The organism is Kitasatospora sp. MBT66, assembly GCF_000710405.2.
In the GTDB taxonomy this organism is placed as follows: Bacteria; Actinomycetota; Actinomycetes; order Streptomycetales; family Streptomycetaceae; genus Kitasatospora; species Kitasatospora purpeofusca.
Genome location: NZ_JAIY01000018.1, coordinates 91792 through 114821 on the forward strand (window position 1 = coordinate 91792; position 23030 = coordinate 114821).

17 protein-coding genes are annotated in these 23030 nt (G+C 73.5%); 3 read left to right on the forward strand and 14 right to left on the reverse strand.

Going from position 1 to position 23030, the window contains the following annotated elements; genetic code table 11:
* The coding region (locus BI06_RS40385) for a DUF4192 domain-containing protein (protein ID WP_051742861.1) at positions 1-1387 on the reverse strand (1387 nt) is incomplete at its 3' end.
* A gap of 222 nt (positions 1388-1609) precedes the next feature.
* On the opposite strand from BI06_RS40385, the gene BI06_RS40390 reads away from it, so the two are divergent.
* Positions 1610-3817 (forward strand): RecQ family ATP-dependent DNA helicase, encoded by a 2208-nt coding sequence (locus BI06_RS40390; RefSeq protein WP_043476932.1) that lies wholly within the window; start codon positions 1610-1612, stop codon positions 3815-3817.
* 492 nt (positions 3818-4309) lie between these two features.
* Positions 4310-4966 (forward strand): hypothetical protein, encoded by a 657-nt coding sequence (locus BI06_RS40395; RefSeq protein WP_051742862.1) that lies wholly within the window; start codon positions 4310-4312, stop codon positions 4964-4966.
* A 360-nt stretch (positions 4967-5326) separates the two neighbouring features.
* Here BI06_RS40395 and BI06_RS55720 read toward each other — a convergent pair whose 3' ends face one another.
* The 3 genes from BI06_RS55720 to BI06_RS40410 form a co-directional block, all read right to left on the reverse strand.
* Entirely contained in the window at positions 5327-5674 is a 348-nt protein-coding gene (locus BI06_RS55720; RefSeq protein ID WP_341845509.1) for a hypothetical protein, read from the reverse strand.
* Between the two features lie 463 nt (positions 5675-6137).
* Positions 6138-6848, reverse strand: a complete 711-nt coding sequence (locus BI06_RS40405; RefSeq protein ID WP_043476935.1) for a ribonuclease HII — start codon at positions 6846-6848, stop codon at positions 6138-6140.
* 160 nt (positions 6849-7008) lie between these two features.
* Positions 7009-7719 carry a TetR/AcrR family transcriptional regulator gene (locus BI06_RS40410; protein ID WP_233290500.1) on the reverse strand — a complete coding sequence of 237 codons (711 nt, stop codon included), beginning with the start codon at positions 7717-7719 and terminating at the stop codon, positions 7009-7011.
* A 158-nt stretch (positions 7720-7877) separates the two neighbouring features.
* Here BI06_RS40410 and BI06_RS40415 point away from each other — a divergent pair, with 158 nt between their 5' ends.
* On the forward strand, positions 7878-9425 hold the full coding sequence (locus tag BI06_RS40415; protein WP_369826375.1) for an MFS transporter: 1548 nt from the start codon (positions 7878-7880) through the stop codon (positions 9423-9425).
* 228 nt (positions 9426-9653) lie between these two features.
* Here BI06_RS40415 and BI06_RS40420 read toward each other — a convergent pair whose 3' ends face one another.
* The 10 genes from BI06_RS40420 to BI06_RS51885 form a co-directional block, all read right to left on the reverse strand.
* Positions 9654-11381 (reverse strand): DUF4153 domain-containing protein, encoded by a 1728-nt coding sequence (locus BI06_RS40420; RefSeq protein ID WP_082559041.1) that lies wholly within the window; start codon positions 11379-11381, stop codon positions 9654-9656.
* A gap of 211 nt (positions 11382-11592) precedes the next feature.
* A complete protein-coding gene (locus tag BI06_RS40425) occupies positions 11593-14796 on the reverse strand; it encodes an Ig-like domain-containing protein (protein ID WP_149030640.1) in 3204 nt (1067 codons plus the stop codon).
* Positions 14797-14982: 186 nt separating this feature from the next.
* A complete protein-coding gene (locus BI06_RS40430; protein ID WP_030396639.1) occupies positions 14983-15900 on the reverse strand; it encodes a carbohydrate ABC transporter permease in 918 nt (305 codons plus the stop codon).
* Positions 15897-16889 carry a carbohydrate ABC transporter permease gene (locus BI06_RS40435; RefSeq protein WP_043476937.1) on the reverse strand — a complete coding sequence of 331 codons (993 nt, stop codon included), beginning with the start codon at positions 16887-16889 and terminating at the stop codon, positions 15897-15899. Before BI06_RS40435 ends, BI06_RS40430 begins: the two co-directional genes overlap by 4 nt.
* 268 nt (positions 16890-17157) lie before the next feature.
* Positions 17158-18579, reverse strand: coding sequence for an ABC transporter substrate-binding protein (locus BI06_RS40440; RefSeq protein ID WP_233290501.1), 1422 nt, complete (start codon positions 18577-18579; stop codon positions 17158-17160).
* Positions 18580-18829: 250 nt separating this feature from the next.
* Entirely contained in the window at positions 18830-20056 is a 1227-nt protein-coding gene (locus tag BI06_RS40445; protein ID WP_030396642.1) for a cytochrome P450, read from the reverse strand.
* Positions 20057-20166: 110 nt separating this feature from the next.
* On the reverse strand, positions 20167-21411 hold the full coding sequence (locus BI06_RS40450; RefSeq protein WP_030396643.1) for a cytochrome P450: 1245 nt from the start codon (positions 21409-21411) through the stop codon (positions 20167-20169).
* Positions 21408-22073: an ATP/GTP-binding protein gene (locus tag BI06_RS40455; protein WP_051742866.1), complete on the reverse strand. Its 666-nt coding sequence runs from the start codon at positions 22071-22073 to the stop codon at positions 21408-21410. The genes BI06_RS40450 and BI06_RS40455 overlap by 4 nt, the downstream gene beginning before the upstream one ends.
* A complete protein-coding gene (locus BI06_RS40460; protein WP_030396645.1) occupies positions 22054-22443 on the reverse strand; it encodes a DUF742 domain-containing protein in 390 nt (129 codons plus the stop codon). The genes BI06_RS40455 and BI06_RS40460 overlap by 20 nt, the downstream gene beginning before the upstream one ends.
* Positions 22440-22886 (reverse strand): roadblock/LC7 domain-containing protein, encoded by a 447-nt coding sequence (locus tag BI06_RS51885; protein ID WP_030396646.1) that lies wholly within the window; start codon positions 22884-22886, stop codon positions 22440-22442. The genes BI06_RS40460 and BI06_RS51885 overlap by 4 nt, the downstream gene beginning before the upstream one ends.
* Positions 22887-23030: the final 144 nt, after the last annotated feature.

Consider the following 23030-nt stretch of genomic DNA (forward strand, 5'->3'; position numbering starts at 1 on the left):
CGGTGCTGTCGGCGGTGCGGGAGCCGGACCCCGGCGGGGTGTCGACGGACGGTGAGCCCGCCACCGGGCGGCCGCGCCGCCGCCGGCCCCGACGGGCCTTCCCCCGTGCCGGAGCTCCCGCCCCCGCGCCACCGGGCCCGGGCTCCGCCGCTCCTCCCCCGGCCGGATCGGGGCCGGGGGAGGGCGCACCACCGAGGTCCGGCCCGGGGGACGGGTCCGGAGCCGCCTCCCGCTCCGCGGCGGCCGCCGCCGCCTCGCTCTCCGCCCGCTCCCGCTCGGTGCGGCGGTGGCGCTCCTCCTCGATGCTCGCCAGCAGCACCTCCGGCGCGAACCCGCCGTTCATCGACTCGTAGAGCAGCTGCGCGAGCAGGTAGCCCGGGGCGCGGCGGAGCGTGTGGCCGAGCACCACCCGCGCGGTCGCGGCGTCCCCCGCGACCCACGACACCCAGGCCAGCAGGGTGAGCGGCGGGGCGGCGAGGCGCTCGTGGGGCGCGACGCAGCGGGTGGCCAGGAAGCCCCAGAGCCGCCGGGTGGGGGCGAGCTCGGCAGGCCGGGCGTACTCGGCGGCGCGGTCCCGCAGGACCCGGTCCTGGAGCGCCAGCAGCAGCCGGGCCGCCCGGTCGTCGTCGAGCGAGACGGCCCCGGCCATGAACTCGGCGACGGCCGTGTCGATCAGCCGGGCGCCCTCCCTCCGGTCGAGCGGCCGCCGCCCGCCCGGGGCGGCTCCCGGACCGACCCCGGCCCGGGCCAGAGCCGCCCGCGCGGACTCGGCCCCGGGCGGGCCGATCGGGGCCAGCCCGGCCAGGATCTCCTTGCGGCTGCCGCGCGGCGCCAGTCCGGCGACGGTCGCCGCGACCGCGACCGGGCCGGGGGCGGGCTCGCGCCGGATCGGGTGTCCCCCCGGTCGGCAGCAGCCCTCCCGGGTGCAGAGGTAGGACCACCAGCGGCCCGCCGAGACGCAGAGCGACTCCTTGACCCGCACGCCCCGGCTCTCGAAGGCCTGCCGCAGGCGCTCGGCGAGCGGCCGCAACCGCTCCTCCACCGGCGGGCCGTGCTCCCGGCCCGGCCCCCGCACGGCCGGATCCTGGCAGAGGTAGAGCAGCACCTGGACCGGCCGCTGCGCCTCCCGCTCGGAGAGCCGGACCATGAGGTCCGCCGTCTCCTCCGCGGCGGACGGCCACTCGGCCGCGGACTCGGGGATGTCCAGCCGGATCACCCCGCCCTGGTGCAGGCCGGGCGGCTGCAGTCCGACGGCGACGATGCTGTCGTCCGGGAAGAAGCCGAGGAGGTAGGGCAGCGCCTCGGCCATGTCGGCCGGGCCCCGCATGGTGAGCGAACGGCCACCGGGGCCGTCGCCGAAGGGAAGCGCGATGTGTTCTTCGGTCATGGCCCGAAGGCTGTCCCAATTTCCCGGGATCCTCGGAAAATTCTTCGGAATCTGTGGATAAACCCGGCCTGTGAATAACTCCTCCCTCGTTCGGCGTACGGTCGCCCCACTCTCCCGAGGGAAAAATGACGGCCGTTCAGCAGAAGAACGGATGAAATACCTCCGGACTTCGCCCGCTCCTCGCCCACCGCCGTTCGCCCCCTGTCGGTCCCACGGGGTTTCATGGACGCCATGGAGCAGCCGAAGACCCACACCACCGCCACCACCGCCGACCGGGCCGAGGTCCGGGCCCGGGCCGAGGCCGTCCTGCGCGAGCTGGCCGGCCCCGGCGCGACCCTGCGCGAGGACCAGTGGACGGCCATCGAGGCCCTGGTCGTCGACCACCGCCGGGCCCTGGTGGTGCAGCGCACCGGCTGGGGCAAGTCCGCCGTCTACTTCATCGCCACCTCCCTGCTGCGCGCCCGGGGGGCCGGACCGACGGTGATCGTCTCGCCGCTGCTCGCCCTGATGCGCAATCAGGTGGACTCGGCCGCCAAGGCCGGCATCCACGCCCGCACCATCAACTCCGCCAACACCGACGAGTGGGACGCCGTCCAGGCCGAGGTCGCCGCCGGGGCCGTCGACGTCCTGCTGGTCAGCCCCGAGCGGCTGAACAACCCCGACTTCCGCGACCACGTGCTGCCCAAGCTCGCCGCCTCCACCGGCCTGCTGGTGGTCGACGAGGCCCACTGCATCTCCGACTGGGGCCACGACTTCCGCCCCGACTACCGCCGGCTGCGCACCATGCTCGCCGAGCTCACCCCCGGGGTCCCGGTGCTGGCCACCACCGCCACCGCCAACGCCCGGGTCACCGCCGACGTGGCCGAGCAGCTCGGCACGGGCGCCGGCGACGAGCACGCCCTGGTGCTGCGCGGCCCGCTCGACCGCGAGAGCCTCACCCTCGGCGTGCTCACCCTGCCCGACCCGGCGCACCGGCTGGCGTGGCTCGCCGACCACCTCGACCGGCTGCCCGGCTCCGGCATCGTCTACACCCTCACCGTCGCCGCCACCGACGAGGTGACGGCCTTCCTGCGCGAGCGCGGCTTCGCGGTGGCCTCCTACTCCGGCCGCACCGAGGACGCCGAGCGCCGCACCGCCGAGGCCGACCTGCTGGCCAACCGGGTCAAGGCGCTGGTCGCCACCTCGGCCCTCGGCATGGGCTTCGACAAGCCCGACCTCGGCTTCGTCGTCCACCTCGGCTCGCCCAGCTCCCCGATCGCCTACTACCAGCAGGTCGGCCGGGCCGGGCGCGGGGTCGACCGGGCGGAGGTGCTGCTGCTGCCCGGTCGCGAGGACGAGGCGATCTGGCGCTACTTCGCCTCGCTCGCCTTCCCGCCCGAGGAGCAGGTCCGCCGCACCATCGACGCGCTGGCCGAGGCTGGCCGGCCGCTCTCCACCGCCGCGCTGGAGCCGCGGGTGGACCTCCGCCGCGCCCGGCTGGAGACCATGCTCAAGGTGCTCGACGTGGACGGCGCCGTCCGCCGGGTCAAGGGCGGCTGGACGGCGACCGGCCGGAGCTGGGAGTACGACAGCGCCCGCTACGCCAAGGTCGCCGCCTCCCGGGAGGCCGAGCAGCGGGCGATGCGCGAGTACGCGACCGGCGGCGGCTGCCGGATGGAGTTCCTGCGCCGCCAGCTGGACGACGAGGAGGCCGTGCCGTGCGGGCGGTGCGACAACTGCGCCGGGCCGCAACACGGGCCCGAGGTCTCGGCCGAGGCACTGGAGGCGGCCCGGGCGGCGCTCGGCCGTCCCGGTGTGGGCTTCGAGCCGCGGCGGCTCTGGCCCACCGGCATGGACGCCCTGGGGGTCCCGCTCAAGGGCCGCATCCCGGCCGGGGAGCAGGCCGAGACGGGCCGCGCGCTCGGCCGCCTCTCGGACATCGGCTGGGGGAACCGGCTGCGGTCCCTGCTCTCCGACCAGGCCCCGGACGCGCCGGTCCCCGGCGAGGCGGTGGACGCGCTGGTCACCGTGCTGACCGACTGGGCGCGCGGGCCGGGCGGCTGGGCCGGCCCGGCGGCGGCCGACGGCGCCCGGCTGGACCGGCCGGTCGGCGTGGTCACCATGGCCTCCTCGTCCAGGCCCCAGCTGGTCGGCAGCCTCGGCGCCCGGATCGCCGAGATCGGGCGGATGCCGCTGCTCGGGCGGATCGAGTACGCGACCGGGCAGCCGCCGCAGGGCTCGCGCAGCAACAGCGCCCAGCGGCTGAACTCGGTGGCGGGCGCGCTCACCGTGCCGCCGGAGCTGGCCTCGGCGCTGGCGGCCGCGAACGGACCGGTGCTGCTGGTGGACGACCTGGTCGACTCGGGGTGGACGGTCACGGTGGCCGCCCGGCTGCTGCGCCGGGCCGGCGCGAGCGCGGTCCTGCCGCTCGTCCTGGCGGTCCAGGGCTGACGGAGGGCGTCGTCCCCGCTCCGGCGCCGCTCCGGCGCCGGTCCGGCGCGGGCACCGGAACAACCGGGGAGCAGGAACGGCGGGAGAACGGAAACAGCACGAGGACGGACCGGCGGCGGCGCCGGAACCGGCGGGATCCGCAGGACGGATCAACGGGACACCGTCACGGGAAAGGAGGAACGGAGGTGGCGGAGATGCTTCGGAGCGCGCTGCGCCACGGTCGGATCCCGGTCCGGAGGCGTCCTGGCCGGTTTCGCGCGACCGTGGAATATATCCGGCAGAACGTTGGCTTTCGGGCGGCGTTCATCATTTCATCATTGCCGCTCCACCCCTCCTACCCTGAGAATTGGACCGTACCCGGAGCCCAGTCCCATGGACGGTGCCTTCGGCGTACGCATGCACCCGCGCGCCCGTGGGTCGGGAAGGAGGATCGTGATCAGCGGCATCGACCGAGGTCAGTATCCCCTCGCCCGGAGCTCGTCGCCCAGACGGATGCTCGACCTGGAGGCCTGGGCGGAATCGGGGATCCCGCTGCTCCGCGAGCCCCGCGACTTCGTACTGGAGCTGCACCAACGGCACCTGCCGCAGCCGGGCACGGTCGTGGTCGCCGTCCTGGACCCCGAGCACCGGGTGACCGCCTCGGCCTCCTTCGCCCCCTGGCCGCACGATGCGGACGGCTGGCAGCACCGCAACGCGATCCTCACCCACCTGCGCCAGGTCACCCCGCACGACCTGCGCCTGCCCAGCCCGGCCCGGACGGCCGTGCTGCTGCGCTGCCGCGAGGGCGCGGCCGGCTGGACGGAGCAGGACGGTGCGTGGATGTGGGCCCTGCGGGACGCCGCCACCCTGCACGGGCTGCGCTGCGGAGCGTACGTGGCGCTGACCCCGGCCGGCTGGCAGATCCTCGGGGACGGGCGGAGCGGCCGCAATCCGCACGCGGGTTCGTGGGCGGAAGGTCCGGTCCACACCGTGACCGAGCTGCCGCCGCGCACGGCGCTGGAGGGTTCGCACAGCCAGCGGCCCCTGCGGTCGGCACCCGAGCGGCCGCAGCGCGGCGACCGGACCCAGCGGTCCCGTCAGGGCGACCGCCCGTGGACGCCCGCCCGGGTCACGGCGATCGAACCGGCCCGACGCACCGGCACCCGCTGACCGGACGGCCTCCCGTCCGCGGTCCGTGACGGCGGACGCCGGTCCGGCACGCGCCGGCTCCGGCGCGCCTCGGCTCCGACACGCCCCGGCTCCGGCACACGTCGCCGCCCTGCCGGTCGAGCTTCCCGCACCCCTGCCGTCCACCCGCCCCTCCGCGGCTCCGCGCACTCCCGGCCCCGGGCATGCCGAAGCCCGGCACCCACGGGGCACCGGGCCGGGACGGAACAGGACGGGGAGGACGGGGAGGAAGGGACCGGAACAGGACTGGACGGAGCCGTGGCCGGGGTCGTCGACCGGGCCGGGAGGCCGGAACCGCGAGGGCCGAAGGGCCCCCGCGGGTCGCGGATCCCGGCGTGGGTCTCAGGCCGGCAGAACGCGCGGAGCGGGTGCGCCGACGGCGGCGAGCGCCGTACCGGCGACCGCCGGGTCGGCGCCGCCGCAGACCACCAGCAGCTCCTCCGCGTGCCGCAGCGCCTTGGCGTACGCCGTCGCGGCACGCTCGGCCGAACCGCCGTTGACGACCAGTACGACCACCGGTCGGCGGACCGGGCGGGTCAGCTCCGCGTCGGCGTAGAAGACGTCGCCGCCCTCGGTGAGTTGCGCCCAGTAGCGCTCCTCGCCGAAGGACAGTTCGTGCTGCTGCCACGGGTGCGCCGCGCCGACGGTCAGCACCAGGACGGCGCCGGGCTCACGGCCGGCGTCCAGCAACTGGTCGACGGTCTCGTCGGCGCGGTCCAGCGCCGCCGACCGACTGGCGGGGACGTGCCGGACCTCGACCGACGCCGGTTGCGGCGCGGATCGGGGACCGGGCTTGGGGATCGGGCTCGGCCGCGGCGACGGCCCCGGACGGTCCGCACGCGCGCTCGTCGAACGCGGCCGCGCCGCCCGCGGCGGTGCGGGGCGGGGCCCCGGCACCTGGACCGGCGCGGGGCCGGCGGCCGACGGTACGACGGGGGTCGCGCCGCCGATGGCCGGCGCGTGGAGGGCTTGTGCGTCCGACTCGCGGGGACTGGGAACGCCGGGGCCCGGGAGGCTCTCGTTGATCTCCGGCTCCTCGGGGAAGACAGGCATACCCGGATATCTATCAAATGCCGGTCGAACGCGCACGGGCGCCCCACCCATTGGTCACCACGAGCCCTACGATCCGCGGTCGAAATATCCCGACGTAGTGTCAGAAACCGAGCGCGAGCTGCTCCCCGGCGGACTCGGCGGAGACCGTTCCGGCGGGGCCGGGCACCACCCGGATCCGCTTCAGATGACGCCACTTGGGCAGCGCGTCCAGATAGGACCAGGAGAGGCGGTGGTGTTCGGTCGGCCCGAGCTCCTCCAGTGCGGCCCGGTGGACCGGGGAGGGGTAGCCGGCGTTGTCGCCGAAGGCGTACTCGGGGTGCTCCTCGCCGAGTTCGGCCATCATGCCGTCGCGGTGGACCTTGGCGAGCACGGAGGCGGCGGCCACGCAGATGCACGACTGGTCGCCCTTGATCACCGTGCGCACCTGCCAGGGACCGCCGAGGTAGTCGTGCTTGCCGTCCAGGATCACCGCGTCCGGCTCCACCGGCAGCGCCTCCAGCGCGCGCACGGCGGCCAGCCGCAGCGCGGCCGTCATCCCGAGCTCGTCGCACTCCGAGGCGGATGCGTGACCGAGGGCGTACGCGTTGACCCAGTCGGCGAGGACGGGTGCGAGTGCCTCACGGCGGAGCTGGGTGAGCAGCTTGGAGTCGGTCAGCCCCTCGGGGGGCCGACGCAGGCCGGTGACGGCCGCGCCCACGGTGACCGGACCGGCCCAGGCACCACGCCCGACCTCGTCGAGGCCGACCACGATCTTGGCGCCGACCCGGCGCAGCGAGCGCTCGACGGAGTGCGTCGGCGGGACGATGGGCATGAGAGGGGTCCGTTCAGCTGGTCGGACTCCAGCCTAAGCCACCCGCCCGCACCCCCGACCGGCCCGAGCCCCGCCCCCGACTCCCGCCCCGCCCCACCTCGGACGACGACCGGGCGGGGCAGGAGGAAGGGCCGGGCAGGAGACCGCCCCGGCCTCCCCCTCACACCCGGATCAGCGGGACGAGGACCTCGTCCACCAACTGGTCGACGAACTCGGGCCCGACCTGCCGGCCGCAGACCTTCACCCGGTACAGCAGCATCGCCGGGACGACGTCGGCGACCAGCGGGGTGGCCGCGTCCGGTCGGACGTCGCCGCGCTCGGCGCCCCGGCGGAGGATGTCCAGGATCACGCCCTTGGTGGGCTCGATCATCCGCTGGGCGATGAAGTCCTTGAACAGCTGGGCCTGTTCGTGGTCCAACTCGGCCATCACCGCGGTCACGGCGCCGCCCGCCCGGGAGCGGGCCACCGAGGCGAAACTCTCGACCAGGTGCCGCAGTTCCTCACGGGCGGACCCGAAGTCCGGGGTGTCGGTGGGGCGTGGGAGAGTGGAGTCCAGGGCGTCGATGACCAGTTCCACCTTGGACGCCCACCGCCGGTACAGCGCGGCCTTTCCGGTGCGCGCGGCACCGGCGACCCCTTCCATCGTCAGCCGCGCGAACCCGCCGGAGGTGAGCTGATCGAGCGTCGCTTCGAAGATCGCCGCCTCCAGCTCCCGCCCGCGCCGCCGCGCCGGCCTGGTCAGCGCCTCGGCCACGGCCTGGACCGGACAGGGGCCCCGCATGGGCTCGGGCGCGCGCTCCGCCTCGACCCGGGGGGCCTGCCGACCGGCCGAGCGTTCCTTCGCCTGGCGCCGCACCAACTGATCCATCATCACCAACCCTAAGGAACGCTTGCGTTCATAATCTCACCGACGCTATCGTCCACAGTAGTGAACGATACCGTTCCTTCATAGCCCGCGGGACGCCGTCGGGCCGGGCCGGACCCCAGAGTCCGCAGCATACGAAGCAGTAGCCAGCAGGGGGCATCAACTTGGCTATCTCCGACACACTCAGCAAGAACTCTCCGACGCGGAGCGGGCACGGCCCGAACAAGGGCATCACCCTCGCCGTGATCGCGGCCACGCAGCTGATGGTGGTGCTCGACGCCACCATCGTGAACATCGCGCTGCCGCAGATCCGGGACGCGCTGGACTTCTCCACCACCAACCTCTCGTGGGTGATCAACGCCTACACGCTCACCTTCGGCGGCCTGCTGCTGCTCGGCGGACGCGCGGGCGACATCCTCGGCCGACGCCGGGTCTTCATCGCCGGCACGCTGCTGTTCGGGCTGGCCTCGCTGCTCGGCGGCTTCGCGCAGGACGGCGGCATGCTGCTGGCCGCCCGCGCGCTCCAGGGCATCGGCGGCGCGATCTGCTCGCCGACGGCCTTCGCCCTGATCGCCACCAACTTCGACGAGGGGCCCGAACGCAACCGGGCCTTCGGCGTGTTCTCCGCGGTGGCCGGCTCGGGCGCCGCGATCGGCCTGCTGGCCGGCGGCCTGCTCACCGAGTACCTCGACTGGCGCTGGGTCTTCTTCGTCAACGTGCCGATCGCCGTCCTGATCGCCTTCGCCGCGCCGCGCTACATCGCCGAGTCGGAGCGCCACCCGGGCAAGTTCGACCTGCCGGGCGCGCTCACCTCGACGCTCGGCCTGGTCAGCCTGGTGTACGGCTTCATCCGCGCCGCGTCCGACGGCTGGTCGGACCCGGTGACGCTCGGCTCCTTCGCCGCCGGCGTCGTGCTGGTGGCCGCGTTCGTGATCATCGAGACCCGCACCGCGCAGCCGATCACCCCGCTGAAGCTGTTCGCGAACCGGAACCGCACCGGCGGGCTGGTGATGATGCTCTGCCTGGCGGCCGCCATGTTCGGCATCTTCTTCTACATCACGCTCTTCGTGCAGGGCCCGCTGGACTACAGCCCGCTCAAGGCCGGCTTCGCCTTCATGCCGATCAGCGCCTCGATCATCGTGGCCGCCCAGCTGGCCTCCAGCCTGCAGGCCAAGTACGGTCCCAAGCCGTTCATGGCGGGCGGCGCGCTGCTGGTCACGGTCGGTCTCACCTGGCTGACCTTCATGAACGCGGACAGCGGCTACGTGGACGGCATCCTCGGCCCCACGGTGGTCTTCGGCTTCGGCATGGGCCTGGTCTTCGTCCCGGTCATGCTGCTCGCCGTCGCGGGTGTCTCCGGTCAGGAGACCGGCGCCGCCTCCGGCCTGCTGAACTCGATGCAGCAGATCGGCGGCTCGCTCGGCCTGTCGATCCTGACCACGGTGTTCGCGCACTACGCCACGGCCGAGGCCAAGGTCCAGCTGCCCGGGTTCATGGCCACGGCCACCCCGGAGCAGAAGGCCTGGCTGATGGAGAAGCAGGAGTTCCCGAAGGGCACCGGCGCCGCCAACGAGGTGCTCGCGCAGGGCATCTCGCACGGCTTCATCGTCGGCGCCGTGATGGCGGGCCTGGCCTTCGTGATCGCGGTCGTCGCCATCAAGGCGAAGGCCTCCGACCTGCCGTCGGACACGGCCGGCGTCGCCGTGCACTGACCCGGTCGCCCACCCCGGTCGCCCGCACCGGTGGGCCGCACCGGACGCGGCACCACGCAACACGGCACCACGTACGGCGTCACGCAACACAGCACCGCGCAACACGGAGCCACGCAACACAGCACCACGCAACACAGCACGGAACAGGGCCGGTCGGGAGCAGCACGCTCCCGACCGGCCCTTCGCGCGCTCCCGGAAGCTCGCGACCACCGGGACCGGCGCCGCCGCTCAGCCCTCGAAGGCGTCGTCGCGGCTCATGCCCACCCGGTCGCAGGCGTCCTCCGCATACGAATAGTGATCCGGCACGGGTCGTTCGGCGAGGATCCCCCGGGCCCGCGACGCCGCCAGGCTGGTGGCGTACCAGGGCGTGGAGCCCTCCGCCCGCAGGTCGTACGCCACCAGGCCCAGGGCGCACGTCCGGTAGTCGCCGGGTAGCCGGTCCAGGGCCGGCACGGCGTCCGCCGAGAGCGAGCGGACGTTGCGCAGGTCGATCTGCCCGGTCCGCTCGAAGCGGGCCACGTTGTGCTCCGCGACCATCGCGTCCGACCCCATCAACCCGTAGACGGCGGCGGCCGCCACCGCGCTGAGCACCGCCGCGCGCGGCAGCCAGCCGGCCGACGGGGTCAGGCCCGCCACGATCAGCAGCACGAACACCACGCCCAGCCAGATCTCGACCGCCAGCACCCAGAGCCGCAGGGTGGTCAGGCCGGAGGCGTCCACGTAGAACCACATCCGCCCGAGCGCCGCGGCCACCACCACCAGGGTCAGCAGGCAGAGCGCGCCGAGCAGCAGCCGCACCAGCCGGCGGTCGGCCTCCGTCCCGCGCGGCGCCCAGCGCTTGGCGAGCGCGACGACCACCAGGGTCAGCACGGTGACCACCAGCAGCTGCCAGAAGCCCTGCCGGGCGTACTCGGAGCGGGTCATCCCGGTGCGCTCCAGGATCGCTTCGGCGCCACCGAGCACCACCGCCTGGAGCACCACGAAGGCGCCGAACATGAGGTTCAGCGCGGCCAGCGGCAGGGCCCACTCCAGCCGGCCCCGGGCCCGGCCCGGCCGGACCACCGTGCGGTCCCAGCGCCGCGGGCCCGCCGCGATGTGGGCGAAGCCCAGCGCGGTCGCCAGGCCGAGCACGAACAGGGCCGCGCGGGCCGGGAGTTCGCCGAGATCGATGCTGGGGGCGAGGCCCTCCAGGACGTTCGCCATGGCCGCGTCCGCCCCGGCGAACAGGGCGCCGAAGACGGTCAGCAGCACCACCGCCACCAGGACGCCCTTGAGCACCGGCACCACCTGGCCCCGGTCACCGACGCGGCGGCCGCGCAGGGTCCGGCCGGCCCACACCAGTCCGGGCACGAACTGCCAGAGCAGGCCGGGCAGCGCGAGCAGGACACCGCTCCAGCGCCGTCCGCCGTGCAGCGCCAGCGAGGCCAGGCCCACCGCCCAGACGGTGCTCAGCAGCACCGGCCAGCCCGCCTCGTACAGCGCCGGGACGGCGAGCAGGGCGAGCCCGAGCGCGCTCCACAGGACGGTCCAGGCCCTCGGCCGACGACCGGCGGCCCGGGCGGCGGCCCCGGCGCCCACGGTGACGACCGCGGCGCAGAGCAGCAGGTTGACGCCGAGTCCGTCGATCAGCAGCCAGGAGCTGAGCAGACCGGCGAGTACCGCCGCCAGCACCGTCCGGCCGGTGGCCGGGGTCTTCCGCTCCGGGTCGCTGGGCCGCAGCCACTGGAACGGCTGCGGCGCGGGGGTGCCGGGCGCCCGGTACGGGCCGGTGCCGGGAGCGCCGCCGGGGCCGTGCCCGCCAGGACCGTAACCACCTGCAGGGCCGAAGGCCCCGGTGGGACCGGCCGCCGGCACACCGGCACCCGCCCCCGCCTCCGCCTCCGCACCAGCACCAGCACCGCCGGCGCCGGGCCGGGGCGGCACTCCGCCCGCGGCGGGCATGCTGAATCCGGACATGGGATCCCCCTCAATGGTCGGGTGGGAACGCGGAATCCACCCTCCGGGCGGTCCGCCGACGAGCACGCGGAACCACACCGGTGAGGACACCGGGCACCACGGCCGAAGCCGACTGTAGACCATTCTGAACAAGTTCAAAAATACCGGGCCGGGCTCTGTCGCACCCCTGTGACAGAGCCCGGCCCGAAGCCGGGGAGGAAGCGGACCGCCGTCAGTACGTCCCGTAGAGCGAGTACCGGAAGGAGTCCTTCACGGCCGGCCCGAAGTCCGCCGGCCACGTCCCGAACGGCACCACCGTGTTGCTGTACGCCCCCTGCCCGGCGGTGCCGGTCGAGTAGTTCATGTTGTTCACCGTGGTGCTCGTGCCGTTGGTGTTGTAGACGAACCAGTACGAGGTGTTGGCGCTCAGGGTGAGGTTCACCGGCAGCGAGTTCCACGCGTTGGCGGTCAGCGTGCCCGAGCCCGTGGCGGCCACCAGCGTGCCCGGCGAGCCGCCCGCGTCGGTGTAGACGGCCAGCTGGTACCGGTTGTTGGGCGCCGCTGCGATCGGTCCGACGTGCACGCTCAGCGCGGTGAGCGCCGCCGGATCGGCGCCGGTGGTCACCCGGCTCCCGTTCAGGTGGTTGGAGTCGGTGTCGTCGATCAGCGAGCCCACCGCCGTGTTCCCGATCGTCCGCGGCTCCGCTCCCCCGGTGGTGAAGGAGAACGTGTACGGGGCGGCCAGCGCGTTCCCCGAGCGGTCCCGGACGCCCTGGACGGTCGCGGTGTACCCGGTCGTGAGGGCCAGCGGGGCGGCCGGCGTGAACACCACGCCGTTCGCCGCCGCGTCGTGGGCCACCGACCCCGCGACCGCCGCGCCGCCGGACGCGGTCCGCAGGATGACGGACCCGCCGGTGACGCTCGCCGGGTCCAGCGGCTCGCTGAAGGAGAACCGGACCGCCGTGCCCGGGGCGACCGCGTCGGCGCCGCCGGCCGGGGTGGTGCCGATCACCGCGGGCGCGGTGGTGTCCTGCCCGTAACTGGCGCTGTACGAGCCCACCGCGCCGTCGAAGAACGCGTAGGCGATGCCCTTGACCGTCTCGACCCGGTACGGCACCGGGCGGCCGCCCGAGGTGATCCCGGTCAGGGTGCCGGCGGCCGCGTCGACCGGCAGCATGGCGCGCAGCCCGTTGGCCCCGCCGGTGATGCCGAAGGTCAGCGCGCTCCCGTTCCAGGCCAGCCCGGTGAAGGCCGAGGCGTTGCGCCCGTCCAGCCAGGTGAGCATCTGCCGGCCGGACACCACCGGGGCGCCGTGCGCCTTGGCGGCGGCGACGACCGCGTCCGAGGCGGCGGAGGCGGCGAAGTCGGTGTGGATGTTGGCGGTCAGCGCCGCGTAGTAGCCCTTGGCGCCGTACGCCGCGTCGAGCAGGGTGTTGACGGTGCCCGGGTAGGACTGTCCGGACTCGTCGGTGAGCTGGGTGGTGGCCTGGTACTCGTCGATCACGCTGCCGTCGGTGTCGGCGAAGCGCATGATCTGCGCCGTGCCGTTGAAGTAGCCGGGCCGGTCCTGGGTGAAGTTCGAGGGGTAGAAGTAGTAGTCGGTGTCCAGCCGGATCCCGTTGGCGAGCTTGGTCCTCGCCTGGGTGGCCCAGTCGTCCCACTCCACGCAGTGGGTGCGGCTGCTCGACGGGTTCGGCAGGTTCGGGTACTTGGCCCGCCAGGCCGCCAACTGGTCCCGGTAGTAGCCCTGCAGGACCGAGGTGCTGCCCCAGGGGCGGCAGTTGGTGCTGACGTGCACGCCGACCTCGAAGCCCTGGTCGCCGTACGCCTTCGCCTGGGCCGGGGTGAGCGGGTCGTCCGTGTAGATGTAGGAGGAGCCGCGGACGCACTCCCAGTTCGCGACCGAGCAGCCGGGCGGGCTCTGCGCGATGTAGCCGTCCCAGCGGCCGGCCGTGCCGCCCACGCCGTGGTCGTCCCCGGTCATCACCACGACGGCCTTGACGTCGCGCGGGAAGTACCAGAACCGGGGCAGCGGCGCGTCGCCGGAGGCGAGCTGGGTGAGCAGGTTGGCGAGCAGCCGCTGCTGCTCGTCGGCGATCGGGATCAGCGCCTTGTCCAGGTCGTTCCAGTCGGGCTGGCCGCCGGTGCCGAAGAACATCTCGCTGGCCTCGTAGCCGTCGACGCCGTCGCGCTGCTGGCCGGCCCAGGCGGCGTTGCCCTGCCGGGTCTGCACCACCGACTTGGCGAGGTCGTAGCTGAACGCGGCGGCGCGGCCGCTGCCGGCCGTGCGCAGGCTGACCGCCGGATTGGCGGTCGCGGTCGCGGCGTCGCTGTACAGGGTGGCGACGGCGGTGGCGCCGTTCAGCGTGTAGAGGTCGGCGGGGCCGTGGTAGCCCATGGTGTCACCGGTGATCCCCGCGCCCGGCGCGGCGGCGGTGTTCACCTTGAGGTAGGCGTCGGCGCGGGTGCCGGTGGCCGGGGTGAGGCCGAACAGCGGCGCGAGCTGCCGGTCCGGGCGCATCGCGACCAGCTCGCCGCCGCCGTTGGTCCAGGTGGTGAACAGCGCGGCCTGGGCGGCGGTGAGCGGCATCTCGCCGAGCAGCACCACCTCGGCGGAGGCGAGCACCGCAGCGGTCACGGCCGAGATGTCCACCTGGCGGTAGGCGTTCAGACCCTCCGCCTTGAGGATCTCGGCCAGGTACCGCGTGTACGGATTGGCCTGGCTGGTGACCAGCAGGATCGGACCCTCGGTGCCCGGGCCCGCGCCGGGCGGCGGGGGCGGCGGGGACGCCTCGGTGCTGTACGTGGCGTAGATCGAGAAGCTCAGCCCGCTGCTGGTGACCGCGCCCGCGCTGGCCGGCCAGTTGCCGAACGGCAGGCCGCCGTTGCCGTACACGCTGGTGCCGCCCGGGCTGTAGCGCAGGTTGTTGACCGTCGGACCGGAGCCGTTGGTGTTGTAGGCCAGCCAGTACGGCGTGTTGGCGGTCAGGGTGGCCGTCAGCGGGACGGTGTTCCAGCCGGACCCGCCGAGGGTGGCGGTGGCGCTGCTCGCCAGCAGGGCGCCCGGGCTGCCGCCGTTGTCCTGGTAGATCGCGGTCTGGAAGCGGTTGTTGGGCGCGGCGTCCACCGCGTCCACGTACACCGAGACGCTGCTGACCGTGCCGCCGGACGAACCGGTCACGTAGCGCGAGGCGTTGAGGTAGTTGGAGTCGGCCGTGTCGGTGGCGGTGCCGACCGCCGTGCTGCCGAGCGTCGCCGTGACGGCCGCCGCCGGGGACGCGCCCGGCCCGGACACCAGTGCCGCCGCGGTGGTCAGGGCCGCCAGCAGGACTCCGGACCGCCGCCACCACCGCCCGCCCGCGCTCCCGCCACCGCCCCGACCACCGCCGCCGCGTCTGTCCGTACGCCCGCCCAGGCGTGTGCCCGTGTCTGCCATGACCGCCCCCCTGTGTCATCTCGGCCGACCAGCCCCTAACGGTGTACCGGTAACCCACCGACCGTGTCCACGAAATCGACACATTCGCCATGGAATGACCTGAACCCCGACGTTCCCCCGGAGCCAGCGGGCGGTACGGGCGGTACAGCCGGACCGGGCGTCACGGGCGGAACCGGCGGACCGGCGTCAGCCCTTGACCGAACCGGCCAGCAGCCCCCGCACGAAGTAGCGCTGGAGCGCGAAGAACACCGCCAGCGGAATCACGATCGACAGGAACGCCCCCGCCGTCAGCAGCTCCCACCGCCCGCCGAAGGATCCGGACAACTGCGCCAGCCGGACCGTCATCGGCGCCACCTCCGGGGTGCCGCCGGCGAAGGTGAGCGCCACCAGCAGGTCGTTCCAGACCCAGAGGAACTGGAAGATCGCGAACGAGGCCAGCGCGGGCGTGCAGAGCGGCAGCACGATCGAGCGGAAGATCTTGAAGTGCGAGGCGCCGTCCACCACCGCCGCCTCCATCAGGTCGCGGGGCAGCTGGGCGATGAAGTTGTGCAGCAGGAAGATCGCCAGCGGCAGCGCGAACATGGTGTGCGCCAGCCACACCGGCGCGTAGGTGCCCTTGAGGTCCAGGGCCGGCAGCAGCGTCAGCGAACCCAGGTGCGCACCGCCCGAGAACAGCTGGAGCAGCGGGATCAGCGCCATCTGCAGGGGCACCACCTGGAGCGCGAAGACCAGGAAGAACAGGGTGTCGCTGCCCCGGAACCGCACCCAGGCCAGCGCGTAGGCGGCCATCGCCGCCAGCGCCAGCGGGAAGAGCGTGGCCGGCACGCTGATCGCCAGCGAGTTCACCAGGAAGGGCATCAGACCGGTGGAGACGCCGGATCCGCCCTCGAACAGCACCGTGTGGTAGTTGTCCAGCCCGAGGTCCGGGTGGAGCAGGGCGTTCCACCAGCCGTCCGCGGTGACGTCCCGTTTGGGGCGCAGCGAGGTGACCAGCAGCCCGAGGGTGGGGACGGTCCACAGCACCGTCACCGCGATCACGAAGACCGAGGCCAGCGGTGCGGAGAAGGCCTTCCGGACGGCGCCGCCGTCCCGCCGTACGCTCATCGGACCGCACGCTCCTTGCGCAGCTGGAGGATGTTGTAGGCCACCAGTGGCAGCACCGCGAGGAAGAGGATCACCGCCAGCGCGCTGCCCCGTCCGGTGTTGAACTGAACGAAGGACTGCGAGTACATCTCGTTGGCCAGCACCTGGGTACCGAAGTTGCCGCCGGTCATGGTGCGGACGATGTCGAAGGCCTTCAGCGTGGTGATCATCACCGTGGTCAGCACCACCACCACCGTGGTGCGGATCATCGGCACGGTGATGTGCCGGAACAGCCGCAGCCCCTGGGCGCCGTCCAGCCGGGCCGCCTCGGTGACCTCGTCCGGGATCGCCTTGATCGCCGCCGACAGCACCACCATGGCGAAGCCGGTCTGCACCCACACCATGACGGCCATCAGCAGGAAGGTGTTGAGCGGCTGGGCGAGCATCCAGTTCGGCGGGTCGTCCCAGCCCAGCCAGATCGCCAGCTGGCTGAGCAGACCGATCTGCTGCTGCGAGTGGTCGCGCGACTCGTAGACGAACTTGAAGATGATCGAGGCGCCGACCAGGGAGATCGCCATCGGCATGAAGATCAGCGACTTGTAGACCGCCTGGCCGCGCATCCGGTCCACCAGCAGGGCCAGCACCAGCCCCAGCCCGGTCGCCGCCAGCGGCGCGATCACCAGCCAGAGCAGGGTGTTGACCAGGACCTCGCGCACCGAACCGGTGGTGAAGGCCCAGCCGAAGTTCTCACCGCCGACGAAGCGGCTGCTGTCGTCGCTGTAGAGGCTCAGGTAGACGGTACGGACCAGCGGCGCGACCAGGCCGACCAGCAGCAGGACCAGTGCCGGTCCGAGCAGCACCAGCACGGCCAGCGGGCGGGCGATCCGGCCGGAGGCGCGGCCGGCGACCAGGAAGACCAGCAACAGGATGCCGACGAAGCCGGCGATCGCACCGAGGCCGTTGCCGAACTTGACCATCGCGTCGCCCCAGGCACCGGCGGCGAGGGACATGGCGTCACGTCCTTTCCCAACGGGAGGCGGAACGGGGTTACCAGGAGACGGGGTTACCAGGAGGCGGGGGTACCGGGAGCCAGGGCTACCAGGAAGCAGGGCTACCGGAAGCCGGGCGGAACCGAACGAGGGGACGCGACGGATCGCGGCCGCGAACGCGCGGGGCCGGGAGGCAGCAGACGGGAGGAGGGGGCGGGCGGAGGGGGCGGGCGGTGCGGGTGGGTGGCCCCGCACCGCCCTTCGGCAGGTGGTCCTGCGACGCGCGCCGCTACTGCGGCCAGGCGGCGTCGATGTCCGCGGCGGTCTTCTGGATCGACTGCCCCTCGGCGAACCAGGCGGTGAGCGACTTCCACTCCTGCCCGGCACCGACCGCGGCCGGCATGAGGTCCGAACCGTCGAACCGGAAGGTCGCCGCCGGGTCGGTCAGCGCGTCGGCGGAGAGCCGGTCGATCGGATCGGTGTAGAGGCTCTTGTCCACACCCTGATTGGCCGAAACCCAGCCGGTCGCGGTCCGCACCCGGCTGCTCGCCCAGTCGGCGCTGGACAGGTAGTTCTGCACCGCCTGCACCTCGGGCCGGCTCGCGAACGCGGTGAGGAACTCCCCGCCGCCCTCAACCGGGTTGGGCACCGAGGGGTCCACCGCGGGCAGGTGGAAGGCGAAGATGTCGCCGTCCGGCCCGATCTTCGTGTCCTTGGGCCACTGCGCCTTGTAGAACGAAGCCTGCTGGAGCATCAGGCACTTGCCGGTGAGGATCGGCGCGCCCGCGTCCTGGAAGGTCGTGGTGGCGATCGACTTCACGTCACCGTAGCCGCCGTTGACCCAGGCCGGGTTCTGCATCCAGTCGGCGACCGTCCTCATCGCGGCGGCGATCTTCGGATCGGAGAACTTCACCTGGTGGTTCACCCACTGGTCGTAGACCTCGCCGCCGTAGGTGCCGAGGACCACCTCCTCCAGCCAGTCGGTGGCCGGCCAGCCGGTGGCCGTACCGGAGGAGATACCGCCGCACCACGGCTTGGCGCCGCCGCCCGCCTTGGCGATCCGGTCGCTGAGCGCCATCAGGTCGGCCCAGGTCTTCGGGACCTCGTAACCGGCCTGCTTGAAGGTCTTGGGCGAGTACCACACCAGGGACTTCATGTTGGCGCTCATCGGCGCCGCGTAGAAGGTGCCGTTGACCGAGCCGTAGGTCTTCCAGACCGGGCTCCACTTCTCCTGGTTCGCCACGGTCTGCTGCGGCGGCTTGACCACCTTGCCGCTCTTGACCATCTGCGCGAGGAGGCCGGGCTGCGGGACGATCGCGAAGTCCGGGGCGTTGCCGCCGCTCACCCGCACCGGCAGCTGCGACTCGAAGTCGTTGCTGCCCTCGTAACTGATCCTGATACCGGTGCACCGGCTGAAGTCGGCCCAGGACTTCTCCAGATTGTCCGACTCGGGGCTGAGGATCGAGGCGAACACCGTCACCGTGGTGCCCCCGTGGCCGGCGTAGGGCTGGTAGCGGGCGCAGTCGCCGGACAGGGTCTGGTTGCCGCCGCCGCCCGAACCTCCCGAGCTGTCGGTGCTGTTGGAGCAGGCCGCGGTCAGGGCCGCGACGGCCAGCAGGGCCACCGCCGCGAGCGGACGGCGACGACGACGGGGGCGGGCAGGGAACGGGGGCGGCACGGTCGTGGACGGCACGGTCGGGGTGGGAGTCAACGCGGTCCTCCTCGCCGGGGCGTGAACGCTCGGCTGTGCGACAGAACGGCATTGCGCTGTACCGGAGTTCTACGTTCGACATGGACGCGGCGGCCGGCCGATCCGACGACGGTAACGCAGCCGCGAGGTGCCCGCCAAGGTCCGGGCACGCCCTTCGTCACCGCGTGCCCCAGTTGTGACCCCGAGCGCCGGGCGCCCACCCCACCCGGCACCACCCCCGCCGCGGCCGACCACCCCGACCGCCCCGCCGTCAGAACAGCCGGACCGGCAGCTCCTTCAGCGCGTTCACCACCAGCGAGCCGCTCGACCGCAGCTCCTCGTCCGGCACCGCCAACGACAGCCCCGGGAAGCGCTCGAACAACGCCGGCAGCGCGATCCCCGCCTCCAGCCGGGCCAGCGGCGAACCCGGGCAGACATGCGGACCGTGCCCGAACGACAGGTGCCGGATCGGGTCCCGGGTCACGTCGAACACCTCGGCCGTCACCCCGTGCTGCGCCGGGTCCCGGCCGATCGCGTTGTAGGAGACCAGCACCGGCTCCCCGGCCGGAATCACCGTGTCGCCCACCGCCACCTCCTCGCTGGTGAACCGGAACAGGAAGTTGCTGGTCGGCGGCGTCCAGCGGAGCGACTCCTCCACCACCGCGTCCCAGCCGACCTTGCCCGCCCGCACCAGCTCCAACTGGTCCGGATGGGCCAGCAGGGCCCGCACCGCGTTGCCGATGAGGTTCACCGTGGTCTCGTGCCCCGCCGCGATGATCACCCGCAGGGTGGCCGCCGCCTCCGCGTCGGTCAGCGCCCCGCCCTCGGCGTCGGCCTGCAGCAGCACACTCGCCAGGTCGTCACCGGGGACCGAACGGCGCTGCGCCACCACGCCGTTGACGAAGGCGTTCAGCCCGGCGATGGTCGCCTGGATGCCCTCCGGGTTCGGGCGGGCGCCGAAGAACCGCTCGTAGAGGTCGCGCAGGAGCGCGTGCTCCGACTCCGGGACGCCGAGCAGCGAGCAGATCACCGTCATCGGCAGCGGGAACGCGAAGGCGGACTTCAGGTCCACCACCGGCTCCCCCGCCGCCAGGGTGTCCAGCAGGTCCCGGGTGATCGCCTCCACCCGCGGACGCATCAGCTCCACCTGGCGCGGGGTGAACGCGTGCGCCACCAGCGCACGCAGCCGCCGGTGCTCCGCGCCGTCAGTGGTCACCATGCTCGGACCGGGCACCGCCAGGCCGATCAACGGCCAGGTCTTCGGCACCTCGCCGCGCTGGAACGCCGCCCAGTGCCGGGCGTCCTTCACCAGCCGGGCATCGGTCAGCAGCTCACGGGCGGGCCCGTGCCGGGTCACGGCCCAGGCGGCGACCCCACCGGGCAGCTCCACCGGCACCACCGGACCGGCGGCACGCAGCAGCGCGCCCTCGGCGGCGTTGTCGCGGGCCAGCGGATCGAGGACGAACGGGGTGGGGACGAACGGGGCGGGGGCGGACATGGCTACAGCACTCCTTCGGTTCTGGTGAAGCGGTACGGCGACCCCGGCACCGCCGGGGCTCCGGGATCCGGGATCCGGGATCCGGGCCGGGCCCGTGTCCCGGAGCGGGCTCAGCCCGCGTATCCCGGGGCGAACGACACCGGCAGCGCCACCAGCCCGCGCACCCAGGCCGACGGCCGCCACACCAGCGCGTGCTCGGCCACCGCCAGCCGCAGGTCCGGCAGCCGGTCCAGCAGCACCTCGACCGCCGTCGTCGCGATCACCTCGGCCGCCTCCTGCGCCGGGAACGGACAGCCGTGCTCGCCGTACGAGTAGCTCAGGTACGCCCGGTTGCCCTCGGCCGGCCGCCCGTCCGACTGCCGCACCGACGGGTCCGCGTTGGCCCCCGCGAAACCCAGCAGCAGCATGTCCCCGGCGGCGATCCGCTGCCCGCCCAACTGGGTGTCCCTGGTCGCCCAGCGGCCCGCGAAGATCTGGGTCGGGGTGTCCTCCCAGAGTGCCTCGTTCAGCGCCTGGCTGATGCTGCGCCGCCCGCCCGACAACGAGGCGGCGAACCGCTCGTCGGTGAGCATCAACCGCAGCGCGTTGGACATCCAGTACGAGGTCGGCTGGTGACCGGCGATCAGCATCACCCGCAGGTCCCGCATGATCTCGTCGTGGTTGAGACCCGCCGGGTGCGCCAGCATCCGCGAGGCGACGTCGTCACCCGGGTGCGCCGCCTTCTCCTCGACCAGCTCCAGCATCACGGCGAGCAGCCGCTGCGCACCGGCCGGCGCGTCGGGGCCGCCGTCCAGCATGGTCAGCAGACCGTCGATGAGCACCGGCGCCTGCTCCTCGCTCAGCCCGAGCACCCGGCAGAGCACCAGCAGCGGCAGCCGGTGGGCGTACTCGGCGACCAGGTCCGCCTCACCGCGCCCGGCGAAGCCGTCGATCAGCCGGTCCGCCAGCTCCTCGCAGTGCTTGCGCAGCTCGTACGGGTCGACGGCGGCCAGCGCGTCGGTGACCGCCCGCGAGCGCCGGACGTGCTCCTCGCCCTCGGCGTAGAGGATCGACGGCACCGGCGCCATCATCGGCTTGAGCGGCCAGTCCTCGGCGACGGTCGCCCAGCCGGTCCAGCGGGTGGAGTCCCGGCCGAACAGCTGCGGCTGGCCGGTGACCAGCTGCAGCTCGCGGTAGCCGATCACCAGCCAGGCGGGCACCCCGCCGGCCAGTTCGACCGGCGCGACCGGGCCGTGCCCGGCCCGCATCTCCCGGTAGACCTGGGAGGGGTCGGTCTGGAAGCGCGGCCCGTACAGCGGGGTGGCGCCGGCGTGGGCCGGGCAGCCCGGCGGCGGGGTGGCGGCGGGCTCGGTCACGGGGTGCTCTCCTCAAGGACGGGGGCGGCAGCGGCGGCGGGAGTGCCCGCCGTCTCGGCCTCGACCCGCGCGGTCAGGTGGCGGACCAGCTCGATCAGCACCTGCTTGCCGGACTCCCGGTCCCGGGCGTCGCAGTCCAGCAGCGGCACCTCGGGCGGCAGGTCGAGCGCCTCCCGGACCTGGTCCAGGGTGTGGGTCGGGTCGCCGAAGTTGTTGCGGGCGACGACGAAGGGCGTGCCGTGGTGCTCCAGCCGGTCGATGGCGTACCAGGAGTCCGCCAGCCGCCGGGTGTCCACCAGCACGACGGCCCCCAGGGCCCCGGAGAACAGCCGGTCCCAGAGGAACCAGAACCGCTCCTGCCCCGGCGCGCCGAACAGGTACAGCACCTGGCTCGCGGAGAGGGTGATCCGGCCGAAGTCGAAGGCGACCGTGGTCGAGCGCTTGCCCCAGGCGCCGGTCGGATCGTCGATCCCCTCCCCGGCGCTGGTCAGGGTCTCCTCGGTGTTCAGCGGACGGATCTCGCTGACCGCGCCGACCAGGGTGGTCTTGCCCACGCCGAAGCCGCCGACCACGACGATCTTCAGCGCGTTGTCGGCGGTGCGGCGCAGCGGTGTCCGCCCGCTCGGCCGAGGGTCCCGGCCCTCAGAGCTGTTGGAGTCCATGCAGTACCTGCTTCAGCGTGTCGAGATCGGGCAGCCGGGCCTTGTTGGGGGCGAACCGGGGGTGGCGGGCGGTGATCGACCCGGCCTCCAGCAGGTCGCCGAGGAGGATCTTCACCACCGACACCGGCAGCGCCAGCTCCGCGGCGACCTCCACCACGGCGGTCGGCGCCTCGCACATCCGCAGGATGCGCGCGTGCTCCGACTGCATGCCCGAGGCCGGCTCCCGCTCGGCGACGATCAGCGTGACCAGGTCGAACGCGTTCTCCGGAGCCCGGCTGCGGCCCCGGGTGATGGTGTACAGGCGGTCCGGGTCGTCGTCCCGGCCCGGCCGGACCCGCCGCCCGTCGGTGTTCCCCCCGCGCCCGCTCATGCCCGGGCGCTCCCGTCGGTCACCGGGCCGTCCGCCCCGGCCGCGCCCTCCCGGGCGGGCGCGCTGAGGTGGACGCCGATCTGCTCGATCAGCCCGTGCATGTTGTGGCCGACCACGCCCACGTCGGCGTCCTCGTCGGTGACCACGGCGAGGTGGGCGCCCTCGCCGGCGGCCACGATGCACAGCACTCCGCCGTGGAACTCGGTCATCGACTGCCGCACACCGCCGGTGCCGTCGCCGAACTCGATCGACGCGCCGTGCGCCAGGCTCTGCAGACCGGAGGCGATGGCGGCGAGCTGGTCGGCCCGGTCGTTGCCGAGGCCGGAGGTGTGGCAGAGCTTGAGGCCGTCGGCGGAGAGCACCAGGGCGTGCCGGGTGCCGGGGGTGTTGGTCAGCAGGTTTTCCAGCAGCCAGTCGAGGTCGCGGTCGGTGGCACTGCTCATCGGAAGTCCTTCTCGGTGACGGGGGAAGCGTCGGACGCGGGGTCCGCGGCGGACCGCGCACCCGGGGTGTCCTGGACCGGTACGGCGCCCTCGGCCGGTGCGGGGGCACCGGCGGGCGCGGGGTTCGGGGCTCCGGCGGCGGGC